Here is a 16,311-nt window from a genome sequence, read left to right on the forward strand (position 1 = left end):
CTTATAAAAATATCAGGGCTAGTTCACCCTGATATTTTTGTATAGCGCCATACAAACTTTTTTGCAAATGAACAAGATGGACCGAAGCACCTTTTTAAAACAATCGCTAAAGGCTGGCGCCTTGGTGCTGGTAAAACCGGATTTCTTATGGGCACAAGGAAGCCAACAACGCAACACATTGGATGAAGCTTTGATGAAAAGGCTTGTGTCGGCCAATGATGCGCAGGTAGAAAAACTTTTGGTTTCCAGTTTTGACAACCGCGTTTTTAGCAGGAGAGTCGGCGCTGATTTGGCCTCGCTGACTGCTTCGTATTGTTCGCCTGCATCGCGTTATTACCAAAGCGAAACAATCATTATTCCGCTTCAAAAATTAGCCGAACAATTACGGCGTGCGCAGGCCGAAGACGGTACGGTGAACGTGGGCAACCTCGAATCGCCACCCGATACGGCTTTTGTGATGGAAACCGTTACCGCAGCGATGTTTTTATTGGCAAAAGACAACGCAACAGCCTTAGCCCGTGTAAAAGACGATATCAAAACCTTTCTCATCAAAGCAGGAGACGCCCTGGTGGTGGGCGGTGTACACACGCCCAACCACCGTTGGGTCGTCAGCGCGGCGCTTGCAAAGGTGAACGCCTTGTATCCGGCCAAGAAATACGTTGACCGCATTAACGATTGGCTGGGCGAAGGCGTTTACATAAACAGCGACGGCAACTACGCGGAGCGAAGCCGCATTTATTCGCTTGTAGAAAACACTGCATATCTAACAATGGGCCGCTTGCTGAACAAGCCGGCTTTGTTTGAGCCGGTGCGGAAAAACCTGGAAACGACGTATTATTATTCGGAGCCCAACGGCGACCTGGTGGCAAACGATTCGCGCAGGCAAGATCAGTATGCATTTATGCGCCCCGATCCTACTGTGTCGTTGAACATTGTAAACTATTACTTGCTTTACCGCTACATGGCAATAAAAGACAACAACAATTTTTTTGCGGCCATTGCTAAAACGATAGAAGGGTTGAAAGGCTTCGAAGAAATTGTATTAAACCGTGCGTTAATTTCTTTCCTGGAAGAACCACTTTTACAAAAAGAATTGCCTGCTCCAGCAGCGCTTGCGGTGAATTACGAAAAGTTGTTTGCGCAATCCCACCTTTTGCGCATAAGACGTAACAATACAACGACAACATTTTTCGGTGGCGTGGATTGGCCCTTAATCATTGCTTCGGGTCATTCAAGCAGTCCCGATTTTTTTGCTTATCGCAAAGGCGTTGCCGTTTTAAAATACTTGCGTCTTTCCACTGCCTTTTTTAGCACCGGTTATTTTTACAGCGAGGGATTAAAGAAGATTGAAAACGGTTACCAACTGCACAAAAAATTATCCGTGCCGTATTATCAGCCCTTGCCAAAAAATCTTCGAAAGGCAAACGGCGATTACGAACTTTCAGAAAGCATTGACCACCGCTTTTGGAACAAGATGGATTTCAGTCACCGCCCGGTTAGCAACGTAAAAACATTGGACACAACCGTAACCCTGACGGAAGCAAACGGGAAGGCCGAATTGACCTTTGATGTGCAAGGACAAGCCGGCGTAAATGTTACCATTGAACTTTGTTTTGGGCAAGGCGGAACACTCAGCGGCGTTGCAGCGGCGGAAGACGGAAATTATTTTTTGGAAAGCGGTTATGGAACTTATGAATTTGACGGCGACAAAATTTCGTTTGGTCCCGGCGTGACGAAACACAAATCAATTGCAAATTTGGAAGGTGAACGATACAGCACACATTTCGGCAGCCTACGCACAAACGGCCTGCATGTATACCTGACCGGCGTAACGCCGTTTGTTCACAAACTGAGCTTTTCGTAAAGTAAGTGTAATATTGAGACAATGCACTATGCTTTTGGTTTCTCCATGACTGGCAAGTACGGAATATCCAATGAGCCAATATCTCAATATCCATTTTAAATTGCTGCATGAATTCTTTAAAACCTGCCGACTACGTTGTCTTCTTTGTTTATTTTATTGCTGTATCAGCTTATGGTTATTACGTTTATCGAAAGAAAAAAGCGGCCGTCACCGACACAAAAGACTTTTTCCTGGCGGAAGGTTCGTTAACGTGGTGGGCCATCGGTGCTTCGCTGATTGCGTCGAATATTTCGGCGGAGCATTTCATCGGCATGTCAGGTTCGGGCTTTGCGTTGGGACTTGCCATTTCTTCTTACGAATGGATGGCCGCAGCCACGCTGATTCTCGTAGCGGTTTACATCATCCCGGTTTATTTAAAAAACAGGGTTTACACCATGCCGCAGTTTTTGTCCATGCGGTACAACGATACGGTGAGCACAATTATGGCGGTGTTTTGGTTATTGGTGTACGTCTTCGTTAATCTTACGTCCATTATTTATTTAGGAGCGTTAGCGGTGTCGTCCATCACGCCTATTTCCTTTGAATGGTGCATTGCCGGCCTTAGTGTGTTTTCCGTTATTGTTACGCTTGGCGGCATGAAGGTGATTGGTTACACCGATGTTGTGCAAGTGGTGGTGTTAATCATCGGCGGATTGGTAACAACTTACCTGGCGCTTTCGCTGCTGGCTGATAAATTTGGCTTTCACGGCGACATCTTAAAAGGCCTCGGCGTGTTGCGAAAAGAGGCACCTTCACATTTTCACATGATCTTTCACAAAGGCGATAAATATTATCCCGAACTGCCTGGTCTTTCGGTGTTAATCGGCGGCATGTTGATTAACAATCTTGCTTATTGGGGATGCAACCAGTACATCGTGCAGCGGGCACTGGGCGCCGATTTGCACACGGCACGCAAGGGAATCATTTTTGCCGCTTTTTTGAAATTGCTGATACCGGTGATTGCCGTGTTGCCCGGCATTACAATGTACGTGTTGCACCAAAACGGCTTGTTTCAGCAAGAGATGAGCGATGGCGCTGGTGCCTTAAAACCCGATCACGCTTATCCCACACTGATGAACCTTTTGCCAGCAGGCTTGAAAGGCGTTGCTTTTGCGGCGTTAACCGCGGCCATCGTGGCTTCGCTAGCGGGAAAATCAAACAGTATTTCCACCATCTTTTCGCTTGACATTTATAAAAAATATTTCAACAAAGAAGCCTCCGATGCAAAAGTCGTACGGGTAGGAAGATGGGCCGTGATTCTTTGTATGTTGATTGCGGCCTTGGTAACACCCGCTTTAAAATCACTCGATCAGGCCTACCAATTTATCCAGGAATACGTAGGCTTTTTTTCGCCGGGTGTACTGGCTATTTTTTTACTGGGCATGTTTTGGAAACGAACAACATCCGGTGCGGCGTTGGCCGGTGCACTGCTTACCATCCCGATTTCAACGGCGTTGAAATTTTTACCGCGATGGACGAGCGGCGCTTTTCCTGATTATCCTTTTTTAGACCGCATGACGATAACTTTTTTTGCCATCGCCTTGCTTATGATCGTCATTAGCCTTTCGAAACGAAGAAGCGAAAAAGACATTCATTCTATGACAATCGAAAAATCCCTGTTTAAAGTATCACCTGATTTTATTGTTCTTTCCGTGATGATATCGGGAATATTAGTGGCTTTGTACACAATATTTTGGTAAGTAAATTTTCAGCGCCTAAATTTTATTTCAGACTTAATGATAAGAGGCATGATTTACCGCAAAATGATTTACATTCTTTGCTTTTCGGTGTGGTTGTTTAATGCGGGAACAACCGCATTTGCACAAATGCAAAGAAGCAATACACCGGAAAAAATTTTTGACATTACAGCTTATGGCGCTGTAGGCGACGGTAAAACCGACGATGCGATGGCCATTCAAAAAACGGTTGATGCCTGCAATGCAGCTGGCGGCGGGAAAGTGCTTGTTCCTTCAGGGCATGTGTTTTTAACGGGGCCATTTCATCTCAAATCCTTTGTTGATTTACACGTGGCCGGCAACGCAAAATTGCTAGCCAACCCCGATGAAAAAGTTTACACGCAAAGTGCGTTTCGTGCTAACAAAGGCGAAGGAACGGTTTGGATTTACGGTGAAAACTTAGAGCAACTCGCTATCAGCGGCAGCGGTGTAATTGATGGCAACGGCATTGCATTCATGGGTGCGGAACTGGACGACAGTTATGAATTGAAACCCTTCAACGTTGTTGATCCGCGTCCACACGTACTTACCATTGTTGGCGGCAAAAACATTCGCATCACAGATCTCTCCATTCGGAACTCGGCCTATTGGACGGTTCACCTGGTGGGTTGTAACGATGTCGCTGTTTCCAACCTGACGTTATTAAACAGTTTGAAAGTGCGCAACAGCGACGGCATTGACCTGGACCACAGTAAAAACGTGCGCATCACCAATTGCTACATCGAAAGCGGCGACGACTGCATCTGCCTGAAAAACCGCCGTGAGTACGAAGAGTTTGGCCGCTGCGAAAACATAACGGTTTCGAACTGCACAATGACTTCTCGTTCCTGCGCCATTAAAATCGGCAGCGAGAATATGGATACCATTCGGCAGGTCGTATTCAACAATTGCATCATTAAAAAAAGCAACCGTGGTGTGGGCATTCAGAACCGCGACGAAGGCGTGGTGAGCGATGTGATTTTTTCCAACATGCTCATTGAATCGCAATTGTTCTCGGATGTTTGGTGGGGCAAGGCCGAACCGATTTACGTAACGGCTTACCGCCGTGCGCCGGGAAACAACAAAGATGCAAACTGGCGTTTTGCCAAAGGACAAACAGAAGGAAAAGTAGGATTGGTTTCAAATATTTTTTTCAGCAACATCAAATGCAGAAGCGAGAACGGAGTGTATGTGAGCGGCGAATCGGCAGATAAAATTTCGAATATTTCTTTTGACGGCGTTGACGTCTTCATCAACAAGACAACGCAGCATCCCGGCGGGGTTTACGACCGAAGGCCGAGCGAAGCGGAAGGCATGGTAAAAGGAAGAACCTCGGGGTTTTATCTTGATAAGGCAAACAACATTATCATCCGAAACAGTTCCGTGCAATGGGGTCTAAACCCGCCAATGTATTTTGCACACGCCCTGGAAACACACGGCGTTAATGGTTTGAAGCTTTTCAATTTTGATGGCGCATCCGCCTTCCCAAACAAGTGGAAAGCGCAGCAGAATTACCCGGCAACTTCGAAATAAATCCTGTCAATCTTGCGCAGCATTTTCCTGACGAAGACTGGTTTTGCAAGCAATGTTTCAAAAGCTCAATAATGAACAGAACGTACAAGAGTGCGACGCAACAGAAGTTCAATAGTGGCAATGGCGCTTGGTTCATAAAAAAATTTGCGGTCTTTGTTGCGGTTGTTTTTTCAATAAGCAACATTTCTGCGCAAGGCTTGTTGAAGTATGTTCAGCCACTGTCGGGAACAGCACCTTCTACCACAATCAGTGCGGCCAAACACAGTGAAGCTGGCAGCGAACAAAACGCCAATACCATTCCTGCAGTATGCTTCCCTTTTGCCATGACGCAATGGACACCGGAAACCAAAACGACTGAAACCAAATGCATTCCGCCGTATGATTACCGCGACCGTTTGCTGACCGGCTTTCGGGGCACGCACTGGATTAGTGGATCGTGCATGCAGGATTATGGCAGCGTTACCATTGTACCGGTTGTAGGAAAGCTTAAAACAAAGGCGAGCGAATGCGCCATTCCGTTTTCGCACAAAGATGAAGCAGCCACGCCGGCTTCTTACAAAGTTGATTTGCCCGCCGCACATTTAACTGCTGAACTCAGTGCCACGGCCCGTTGCGGCCTTGTACAATTCACCATGCAACAAGATGACAGTTTGTATGTGCTCGTAATTCCAAACAGCGACAGAGGCGAAGGCTTTGTGCAAATCAATGCGGCAAAAGGCGAGGTTTGGGGCTACAATCCGGCGCACCGCATTTACCAGGGCTGGGGCGAACCGGCCGGTTTCAACGGTTGTTTTTTTATGAAGATTGAAAAAACGATTGAAAGCCGCGGCGTGTTCAGCAGCGAAGGCATTTTTCAGAACGACAGCATGGGTAACGCAAAGAGTTTGGGTGCTTTTCTTGGATTCAAATTAAAGAAGGGGGAACGCTTGTTAATCCGTATTGGCACTTCGTTTACAAGCATTGAAGGAGCGCAACGAAACCTGCAAAAAGAAAACGCTTTCGCCAGTTTTGATGAAACGGTAAGCAAAGCAAAAGCGGTTTGGGAAAAAGCCTTATCGCAAATAAAAGTTGAAACGGGCAACGAAAGAGAGAAGCGCATTTTTTACACGGCGCTTTATCATTCCTTTCTTCACCCGCGGTTGTTTAATGACGTTGATGGACGCTATCCAAGGTTTGCGGGAAAACACCAATTTGAAACAAAAAAGAAGGGGAATTATTACGATGATTTCTCAATGTGGGACATTTACCGGGCACAGTTGCCGCTGCTCGAAATTTTACAGCCAGGTCTTGTCAACGACTTTGTACAATCCATGATTTTAAAAGGACAACAAGGTGGCTGGCTTCCCATTTTCCCCTGCTGGAACAATTACACGGCGGCCATGATCGGTGATCATGTGACAGCTTTTATTGCTTCGGCTTACAACAAAGGCATTCGCGATTACGACGTGAACGAAGGCTATCGCCTCATGCGGCAAACTGCTTTTGATCTGCCTTCCGCATCAGATTATAAAAACGGGAAAGGCCGGCGTGCACTAACATCTTATTTGCATTACGGTTATATTCCTATGGAAGACAGCGTACCGGAAGCCTTTCATAAAAAAGAACAAGTAAGCCGAACGCTGGAATATGCTTATGATGATTACGCCTTATCGGTAGTCGCTAAGGCGCTGAACAAAACAGGCGATTATCAAAAACTAAAACAGCGTTCGCTTAATTATAAAAATGTTTTTGATAAGTCGGTTAATGCTGTGCGTGGCCGTCATGCCGATGGTTCGTGGGCTTCGTCTTTTCATCCCGATGTACGCGAAAGCTACATTACCGAAGGCACACCGCGGCAATACACGTTTTATGTGCCGCAAGATGTGCCCGGGCTGGCTGCGTTAATGGGCGGACAAAAAGCGCTTGAAAAAGCATTGGACAGTTTGTTTGAGAAAGGCGAATACTGGCACGGCAATGAACCGGGTCACCAAATTCCCTTTTTGTACAACTACACCACTTCACCATGGAAAACGCAACGCACCGTGCAAAAAATTTTAAGCGAAGAATACGGTGATGGTCCGGGTGGTTTAAGCGGCAACGACGACGCAGGCCAGATGAGCGCCTGGTACGTGTTTGCTTCGCTTGGCTTTTACCCGGTTGATCCGGTGTCAAACTTTTATGCGCTTTGCACACCAATTTTCGACAACGTTGTGCTGCGCCTGGAAAACAGAAAAAATTTTCGAATCGTTTGCCACCGCAAAAAGCCAAACGCAATCTTCATTCAAAAAATAACGCTCAACGGGAAGTCTTACAACACAAAATTTTTGTCGTACAGCGACGTTGTAAAAGGCGGCTTGCTGGAAATCTATTTGTCAGACACCCCTACCAAATCTGACTGAGATTCACTTCAGTTGCATCAAAGAAATTATGACTTTACGCTGCGCTTCCTTACCGATGACCTGTGTTTTTTAGACCATTGCAGAAAATAAAATCGCCCGTGAGAACACGGGCGAGGACTGCTTTATGCTACATGAGAAAATGAAGAGACGTATGGTTAAAATTTCAACAGGCCTGGAAGGATGCCCGGCTTTACATCGTTTAAATCAATCCGGGGCATCTTTAACGCAAGGGTTTGTTCACCCTCTTGTTTCGCCTCGCTCCGTTGCAAGAAGACCGCTGCGTTCAGCGCAATCATCAAGATCAAAACAAAGGCAATTAACTTTTTCATTGCTGGCTGTTGTAAAACAAAACTAAGCGTTGCGGAAGCGGAAATCAATCGCATAAATATGTGTATTTGAATTCGCGGATAAAACAAAAGAGCCGCTCCAAGCGGCTCTGGTGCATCGGCAGTTGGTTGGTCGTGTAAAAATTTAAACAATCTTGTTTTTAAAAGCTTTGGCCACGGCTTCGCTCTTGCTGTTCACGTGGAGCTTTTCGTAAATTTTTTTAATGTGGCTTCGCACCGTATCAATGGCAATGAACATTTCCGAAGCGATCATTTTGTAACTGTAGCCGTCCACCAGCAATTGCAGCACCTGCTTTTCGCGGTCGGAAAGATTGTAGTCCTCGCCTTGGCGATTGTTCATGCCGGCAAACATCTTTAACACCTGCGTGGCAATCGAAGCCGTCATGGGTGCGCCCCCGGTAGCCGCTTCGGCGATGTATTCAAGCAGGCGGGCGGGCGGCGTTTTTTTCAAAACATAACCGTTAGCGCCATTCGATATGGCCTGGAAAACATTTTGGTTATCGTCAAACACCGTGAGCATCAAAATTTTTACGTCGTCGTTTACCGCCCTGATTCTTTTTAACCCTTCGATGCCGTTCACACCCGGCATGTCAATGTCCATTAACACAACGTCGGGGGAATAGGCTTCTACTTCACCTACTACGTTTTCGCAGTTTTTAAAAGCGGCCACTACCTCAAAACCATCCGATCCGCTTATGAGCATCGTGAGGCCTTCACGGAGCTGCGGATTGTCCTCGTATAATAATACTTTAATCATGTGCCGTCTGTTGGTACAAAAATACAGTTCGCATACGGCCGCAACAATCACATAAACGTGTGCATTAGGTAAAGAGGATTTCAGTCAAAGCCGCGAAGGAACAAAGTCGCAAAGAGATATGTTATAGCCGGCTTCAGTAACTCTGTTCATCCTCTCTTGCGTCGCACTCTTGTACGTTCAGGATTCTATTCAGCCTTCGCGCAACGACGGCAGCAATTAAAAGACCCTGCATCGTAGCCCGTTGCCCAATAGCAAACAAAGCGTACAAGAGTGCGACGCAAGTAAAGCTTAATGGATAGGCGAACCTCCGTTCATTAAAATATCTTGTATGAATCTAAGGGGAAGAAATTATTCACGCACAGCAAGCCAACCACAAACTTTAAAATCCTCTTCCGCCGGTAACCACTTTAAACACACCGGGCGCAAAGCGGCGCAGCAGCGCACCGGCGCCAAGGCAAAAAAAGTAAACCAGCGTAGGCGCCGCGAGGTAAGTAAAAAAACGGCAGAACTGGAACGAGTGGAAATAAATAAAAAACAGGTTGGTTACAAAGGAGAGCAGCGGAATGTGAAAGCCGTAAATAAAAAACGAATAATTGGTCATGTGTATAAACCAGCGCTTGCTCATGCACCATCGTACGACTTTGTCAAGGCTGAACCAAACGGCCAGCACGCCGGCTACCGTAGCGCAGGCATATAACAACATTAACGTCCACTGAACCGGTAGTGTAAGCGCATCAAACTCAAAAGCAACAAAGGTTTTGATGATGCAAATGCCGATGAAAACGAGCCAGTTTAAAAAAGGACTGTACCACTCGGGTTTTCGTTCAAGAGGAAAAGAACGCTTTTGCAGGTAGATGCCCGCTGCAAAAAAGAACATGCCCTGCCCTTCAATTAAAGGAGCATTGTAAAAGCTTAGCCACAGCACGCCAAGCACGATGAACGTAGGAATCGGAAATTTTGTAACGCCCCATTTAAAAACCGGGTAAAGCAAATTATAAACAAACAGGCTGCGAATAAACCACAACTGAAACGATACCGGCGCAACCAGCCAGCGGTACAAAATTCCGCCCCAGCCAATTTTTTCGTAAGGACGGTTGTCGCCCAACTGGTCGAGGGCCGCGTTTTGTACCGCTTGAGACGTTACCGGAAAACGCTGCCAGAGATAAGTTACCGCAAGACCAATTGCGCTCCAAACAAAAAAAGGAATCATCAGCGTTACAAAACGCCGTTTGGCACGTTGGCCGTAAGGCCGCTTGTCCTGGATAGAAAAGATGTAACCCGAAATAATAAAAAGCATCGGTATGCGAAACCGAAGCAAGCCGTTGGCAAAAAGGTATTCCGTAAACGTAGTGAAGGTGAGTTTCTCATCTACCAAACTAAAAGGCGCGAGGTAACTGACCTGCAAATTATAGCCGTGAACGAAGAGCAGCAAGGCAATGCACACGAAGGTATAGAACCGGAACTTCTGGCTAAGAAAGCGGTGCATGTTGGCTTCGCGGTTTACCGCAGCCGTCCTTTTGGCCTCTTGTTGAATAAATGCTTTTCGTTTACCTCTTAAAAAAATAGTGATCACAATCTTCGATGGTTTGTTCAATCGTCCGAAACGGCGTAAACGTTTTGTTTTGTTTTTGTGCGGCTACCAAGGTTGGGCGCCTACGGCGCCACAAGCAACCAATCCTCTCCTATCCTTTCTTACCTTATTATTCTTTTTCCTAACTCCTAACTCACATCACCGGCACACTCAATTTCACTTCCGTCCCCTCCCCGTCCGCGGACCGAATGCGTAGCCGGCCGTGCACGCCGTCGGCTCTTTTTTTCATGTTGCCCAAACCGTTGCCGCTGTCGGCCTTGGCCACGTCAAAGCCGGTTCCGTTGTCTTTAATGGTAAACATAAGTTGCTTGTTTTGCACGGCCACGTTTACTTTCACGCTTGTCGCTTTTGAATACTTAGCGGCGTTGTTCAACGCCTCTTTAAAAATCAAAAAGAAATCGCGGCGGGCTTCCATGTTCAATTTCACGTTGAAGACTTCGTCTTCCACCACAAATTGAAGGGAAATGTCTTTTGCTTCCAACACACCGGTGGCAAATTCCCTCATGCGGGCTGTTACACGCTGCATGGTGTCGTTGCTGGGTTTAATGCTCCAAACAATGTCGTCCATCGCTTCCATCATGCGCTGGCTGTTGTCACTGATCTTGCTGATATAACCCGCCGTTTTTACCGGGTCGGTCGTCATCTTGCTTTTTGCCATTGCGCTCAAAATGTTGATGGTGCTTAACGTGCTGCCCATGTCGTCGTGTAAATCTCTGGCTACGCGGTTACGAATTTTTTCCACGGCCAGCAAGCGGTTCACTCTTTCGCGGTGCAAAAAATAAACAATAAGGATGAGCAAGAAAATCAAGGCAGCCATAAACCACATGCTGCGGTAAAACGGCGGCTTTACGACGATGTGCAACTCGGTAGTGCCTTTCGACCGGACGCCTTCCACGTTCACCGCGTAAACTTTAAATGTATAGCGGCCGGGAGGCAATAAAGAATAGTTGTGAAAATAAACGCCATCAGCAGCCTGCCAATCCTTGTCAATGCCTTCCATTTTAAAATAATAAGTCAGCCGGTCACGTTGCTGGTAGCTGAGCGAAGAAAAATAAATGCTGAAAGAAGTTTGATCGGGCGAAAGCTTAATGTGCGGAAGTTGCGTCAGCGAATCAACCGGTATAAACTGGTTGAAGATTTTAAAATCTGTGATTACGGCGTCGGGCGGTTCGCTTGAAGTAACGAAGAGTGAAGGCTTGAACATCATCAACGCATCGCCACCGGTAAAAACAATGTAACCTTTTTGGGTGCGGTAATCTGCATCGGCAGTTTGTTCAGCAAGGGTTATACCGTCTTTCCGCCCATAGGTTGTAATGCGGTTGTTGTAAGGATTGTAACGCGAAAGGCCGTTAGCCGTTACGATCCACAAAAAACCGTCGCCGTCCATGCGAAGACGGCGCACGCTGTTCGACGGCAGCCCGTCCTCAAAACGAAGCAGCGTAACCGTACCGGAATTTTTGTTGATAAAATTGAGCGCACCGGCACCAAAAACAATTATGCTGTCGTTCAATTGCTCAATGTCACTTCCGGAGTTACCGTAAAGATGCGGCGCCGTTTCTTTTGTAAACTGCCGCACAATGCGGCCGCTTTGCGGCTCCACTTCGAACAAACCTTTTCCTTCCGTTGCCAGCCACAATTCGCCTTGCCGGTCGGTAAAAATTTTATAAATGATGGTACCAATCTCCTGCACAACAGTGAAAGCCCTGCCGTCCCATTTTACCAGTCGTCCGCTTTGGGTGCCCAGCCAAACGTTGCCAACCTTGTCTTCGGTTATGTACCGGATGGTGGACATGCCACAAGCCGGCGGCAACAAATACTGCGTGGTTTTTTTTACAGGATTGTATTTCAGCAGCACGCCGTGATTGCAGCCAATCCATACGTCGCCGGTACGCTTTTCGTAAAAAAGATTCCAGGCAAGTTTTACCGATGACTTTTGCAAGTCCGGCCAGTTGGCGGGCGGAGGCTTTTGATAAACGGGAATGGGTTTCTCTTTAAATGAAGAGTCAAGCGCCAACACGCCTTTACCCCAGGACGCAAACCACAGTTCACCGTCGGGCAATTCAAGAACGTCGTTGATGTTGTTTTGCTCTTTGCTGTTATCAAACAAATAATTCACAACGCTGTACGTGCCGCTGCCGTAAGATGTAAAATACAAGCCCCGGTCGGTGGCTACCCAAATGTTTCCGTCCCGGTCTTCAATCAACTGGTGAACGGCGTTGTATTGAATGCTGTTGATTCCGTTACCTGCCGTGCTTTTGGTGTAATGAAACCGGCCTTCGTTTGCGTCCCAGTTGTAAAAGACATTCAAGCCATAGATCCACAGGCCCGACCGTTTTGCATCCAGAAAACTGCGGTACTCTGCGTAACCAATGGACATACCGGTAAGACCAATCGTGTCTTTTTGCAGGTAGTTTCTGCCGCTGCTGTCGAGGCAAAACTTTATCTGCCCTTTGGGCGTTTTTACCGGCCAGGCAAAAATCCAGAACCGCCGCTGGCGATCAATGAAAAATTCGGTAGGACGATCCTGCACCTCTTCGTTCATCAACAAGGGAAGGTGCTGCGGGTTGTAGCCGCGATACCACATTTGCCGGCTCTTCCGGTCGTAAACGCACAAGCCTTTTTCTGCGCAGGCAAACCAAACCTGCCCTTTTACAGCATCGTCATACACACCGTTTAAGGTTGGGAAATAGCCCGTCGGAAAAGGGAAAGAATGATCGTCAACAAAAGCGTTTTCCGCTGCTTTAAAATGCAGCACGCCGTAGCGGGAAACGTTCAGGTAAATTTCGCCGTAGGCATCCTTCCACAAAATAAAATCGGTCTTGGCCGGCAGCGGTCGCACCGTTTGAACCGCGAGTTTTTTATAGGAGAAATGTGCAGGGTCAAATACGCCGATTTCGTGCAGGTTGCCAAAATTGAGCAAGAGTTTTCCGCCGGAAAAAGGAATGATTTGCGTGACCGCGTTAAAGGGCATAGCCTCGTTACCGCCAACGCCAAAATGCACAAACTTGCTGCCGTCGAAACGTTGCAATCCATTGGCAGTGCCTACCCACAAAAAACCTTTTTCATCCTGGTACAAACTGTACACGACGTTGCTCGACAAACCCGCGCCATCATCGGTGGTAAACCGCGTGAAAGTGAAGCCCTGCTGGGCCTGCAAAGCCCATCCCGAGCACCAGAATAAAAGAAAGCAGGCAAACCTCATGTGGAGAACAAATCTACTGATTGCGGCCGCTTTGCAAAAGCCTTCGGGTGAAACCACACGAATATGTGATGGAGTGCCAGGAAGAACGGACAATACGCCGACATTTCACCCGCTTATGCGGTTGCAAACCTTTGCGCAACCGGCCATCTTTGCGAAACAATCAAAACAAGCAACAAAAGACCAAAACCTACAACCATGAAAGGAAAACACTTCAACACCACTGCCGTCCTCACCGTTTTATTCGGCAATCGAAAAGAAAAGACAATGCGGACAGAAACATCAAGGCACTTGCCTTTGCTGCACACACGCATGTACAGTAACCGAAAAGAAACGTTTATGGACAAGCAGCCTTTGTACCGCAGCGTCACGGCTTTAATTCATTAACCACGCAACAACCACACAAAACCCAAAACAAACCAACAGTATGAGAAAGGTAATTTTTGCCATCGCAGTGGCTGCATCCTTTGCGGCCACAGCTCAAACAACAACACCACAAGGCTTCGATGCCATGATGCAAAAGCAACAGAAAGAGATGGAAGACATGAAGCCAAAATTCGGCTTTAAAGCAGGCTACAACATCGCGAAGATTAACGGCAAGGCCGCAAATTTTTCGCCCGATACAAAGAACGGGTTTACGGTGGCCGCGTTTTATTCCGCCGGGCCAAGGTCGGGCTTGGGCTACCGCACCGAACTTGTTTTCTCGCGCCAGGGTTTTGAATTTACCGGTGATGGCAAAACAGCAGCGGTAACAAACGATTACATCTACATGCCGCACTTCACAACCTTCGGTATCGGCAAATTTTTCCAGGTGCAGGTGGGCGGACAATTGGGCTATTTGCTAAAGTCTTCGAAAGAAGCACCTTCAGAAACAAAATCGCAAGACATCACCTCGTTTGCCAATCGTCTTGATTACGGCGCTGCTGCAGGCGTAGAAATTTACCCGGTAAAACACCTGATTCTGGGTGGCCGTTACAACATCAGCTTCGGCAATGCCTACAAACGCATGACGGAAAGCAGCACCACCATGCCTTCGCCTTTCCCGCTTCCGTTCAATCCCGATGAAGTAAAAGGCAAGAACGCAGTGATCAATTTCTTTGTTGGCTTTCGCTTTTAACCATCATCAGTAAACCCAAACCTTAACTGTTACGGAACAGAGGGCGGCGAAGAGCCGCCTTTTCTGTTTTATAAACTTTTGTACAACCGCATGTTTCTACTTTATCCGAACCGCTCCTTCAGTCGCAATCGAACGGCAACAGAAGCAGACGTTGTCAAAATCATTTATTGGAGCGGAAAAATCTCCACTCTGTCCCGAAACAACCGCATGGTTTGTTAGTCCTTTTTCGCTAATATTAAGGTGTCATTGCTTTGTTGCATTTCCTTCTCTACTGAAAACAAAAAACGTCTGTTTCCCACCTATAAATGTCCATCCTCTGCAATTGAAAAACCATTCACCGGTGTACCCACTGCTTTTGTTTGATTAAACCTTTTAAGATGCCAAAAGTAAACGTGTTCATTTCATATTCGCACCAGGACAGGGATTACTTGGACAAACTGAAAATCTTCCTGCACGAAAAAACCTGCCCGCTTTTAAACGTGTGGGACGACGGCGAAATTCCGCTTGGTGGTGAATGGAACGAAGTCATTAAAACACACCTTAACGAAGCCCGCATTGTTCTGCTGCTCATCAGCCAGAATTTTTTGATTTCCGATTATATCGAAAGAGTGGAACTGAAAACAGCACTGGAGCGAGACAAACGAAAAGAGTGCAGCGTGATTCCCATTTTTACCCGGCATTGCAACCTCGATAATTATGCGTGGATGCAGTTGCAAGGCCTTCCCAAAGAAATGCGTTTTCTTTCCGACGCCGGCGCCGACATTGACAACCAGCTTTCGCTTATTCAAAAAGACATTAACGATCTCGCCGCTTTACTGCTCACAAACGAAAACATATCCACTTCGCTGGCCAACAACGACGAAAAAAGCGCCAACGCCAAAGTGATCCAGGAACTTACCAGCAAGCGAAAGATTTTTCTTTCCGTTCCCGATGAACCGGAGGCAAGAAAAAAGCGCCAGGAGTTGATCATTCAGGCCGATGCAAAAGTGAAGTACGACGACTGGCCTTACGAGATTATACCGGGGATAAAAGACGTTCAGGAAATAGACAAAATGAGCGCCGAGGAACGCACTGAAAAACTTGCTTTGCAATTAAGCGATGCACTTTACTCGGTGCACATTGTGGCGTCGGAAAACGATTTGAAAGAAGGCATTAACAAGATTCAATACGACATGGCGAAGGGCTTGCATCCCGCGGCAACAAACTCGGTTTTTCGTACTGTCATCTGGTTGTTAAGCGCCGATTTGCTGAGCAAAATAGACAAGGAAATTTGCCAAAACCCGCTCTTTACCGGCAATGATTACGGCGCTTTTTTTGACAAGATTGCAAGCCTTGACGTGGACAAGGAAAAAGAAATTGCCGAACGCAAAAAGGAATTTTTTCCCAACAAGCGGGTGTACATGTATTACGACTTCACCGCCGATCACGACAACGAGTTGCGCATTGACCTCAAAACAAAAATGGAAGAAAAAAATTACTGCGTTCGCTGGAACACGTTTGACGAAGACGGCCAAAAAGAAATCGAGGATTTGGAGGCCTGCGACGGCGCGGTGGTTTTTTACGGCGCCGCTCAGCCCAAGTGGTTTATGGTAAAGCAAGCCAAACTACTTGACATGAAAAACCTTCGTTCCCGCGCCATTTGTCTTGATGAACCGGAGATTCAAAAAAAGTTCAACCGCGACGTGAGCAAAAATGAATTTGTAACCATACAGGGCAAGGCCAATCTTGATGCGGGGCTGAACACCTTTTTAGAACGCCTTCAACCTTAAGC

General features: G+C 46.9%; 11 protein-coding genes. 7 read left to right on the plus strand and 4 right to left on the minus strand.

The window, feature by feature from the left end:
- The first annotated feature begins 67 nt into the window (after positions 1-67).
- The 4 genes from FSB75_RS06435 to FSB75_RS06450 all read left to right on the plus strand — a co-directional run bounded on the left by FSB75_RS06435 (position 68) and on the right by FSB75_RS06450 (position 7,529).
- Positions 68-1,864, plus strand: a complete 1,797-nt coding sequence (locus tag FSB75_RS06435) for a hypothetical protein (protein WP_146784466.1) — start codon at positions 68-70, stop codon at positions 1,862-1,864.
- A gap of 107 nt (positions 1,865-1,971) precedes the next feature.
- Entirely contained in the window at positions 1,972-3,603 is a 1,632-nt protein-coding gene (locus FSB75_RS06440) for a sodium/sugar symporter (RefSeq protein WP_146784469.1), read from the plus strand.
- 48 nt (positions 3,604-3,651) lie between these two features.
- Positions 3,652-5,151 carry a glycoside hydrolase family 28 protein gene (locus tag FSB75_RS06445; protein WP_146784471.1) on the plus strand — a complete coding sequence of 500 codons (1,500 nt, stop codon included), beginning with the start codon at positions 3,652-3,654 and terminating at the stop codon, positions 5,149-5,151.
- A gap of 71 nt (positions 5,152-5,222) precedes the next feature.
- On the plus strand, positions 5,223-7,529 hold the full coding sequence (locus FSB75_RS06450) for a GH92 family glycosyl hydrolase (protein WP_146784474.1): 2,307 nt from the start codon (positions 5,223-5,225) through the stop codon (positions 7,527-7,529).
- A gap of 155 nt (positions 7,530-7,684) precedes the next feature.
- On the opposite strand, the gene FSB75_RS21775 is transcribed toward FSB75_RS06450, so the two are convergent.
- From FSB75_RS21775 to FSB75_RS06465, 4 genes are all read right to left on the minus strand, one after another.
- Positions 7,685-7,858: a hypothetical protein gene (locus FSB75_RS21775; protein WP_172623077.1), complete on the minus strand. Its 174-nt coding sequence runs from the start codon at positions 7,856-7,858 to the stop codon at positions 7,685-7,687.
- 142 nt (positions 7,859-8,000) lie between these two features.
- Positions 8,001-8,633 carry a response regulator gene (locus FSB75_RS06455; protein WP_146784476.1) on the minus strand — a complete coding sequence of 211 codons (633 nt, stop codon included), beginning with the start codon at positions 8,631-8,633 and terminating at the stop codon, positions 8,001-8,003.
- A 379-nt stretch (positions 8,634-9,012) separates the two neighbouring features.
- Positions 9,013-10,206 carry an acyltransferase family protein gene (locus tag FSB75_RS06460; protein ID WP_172623078.1) on the minus strand — a complete coding sequence of 398 codons (1,194 nt, stop codon included), beginning with the start codon at positions 10,204-10,206 and terminating at the stop codon, positions 9,013-9,015.
- Between the two features lie 151 nt (positions 10,207-10,357).
- Positions 10,358-13,426: a ligand-binding sensor domain-containing protein gene (locus tag FSB75_RS06465; RefSeq protein ID WP_146784482.1), complete on the minus strand. Its 3,069-nt coding sequence runs from the start codon at positions 13,424-13,426 to the stop codon at positions 10,358-10,360.
- A 195-nt stretch (positions 13,427-13,621) separates the two neighbouring features.
- On the opposite strand from FSB75_RS06465, the gene FSB75_RS06470 reads away from it, so the two are divergent.
- The 3 genes from FSB75_RS06470 (at position 13,622) to FSB75_RS06480 (ending at position 16,309) form a co-directional block, all read left to right on the plus strand.
- The gene (locus tag FSB75_RS06470) at positions 13,622-13,810 is read left to right on the plus strand and encodes a hypothetical protein (RefSeq protein ID WP_146784485.1); all 189 of its coding nucleotides are present in this window, start codon (positions 13,622-13,624) and stop codon (positions 13,808-13,810) included.
- Between the two features lie 40 nt (positions 13,811-13,850).
- Positions 13,851-14,540, plus strand: coding sequence for a porin family protein (locus tag FSB75_RS06475; RefSeq protein WP_146784488.1), 690 nt, complete (start codon positions 13,851-13,853; stop codon positions 14,538-14,540).
- Between the two features lie 377 nt (positions 14,541-14,917).
- Entirely contained in the window at positions 14,918-16,309 is a 1,392-nt protein-coding gene (locus FSB75_RS06480; protein WP_146784491.1) for a toll/interleukin-1 receptor domain-containing protein, read from the plus strand.
- Positions 16,310-16,311: the final 2 nt, after the last annotated feature.

This window comes from Flavisolibacter ginsenosidimutans (genome assembly GCF_007970805.1).
In the GTDB taxonomy this organism is placed as follows: Bacteria; Bacteroidota; Bacteroidia; order Chitinophagales; family Chitinophagaceae; genus Flavisolibacter; species Flavisolibacter ginsenosidimutans.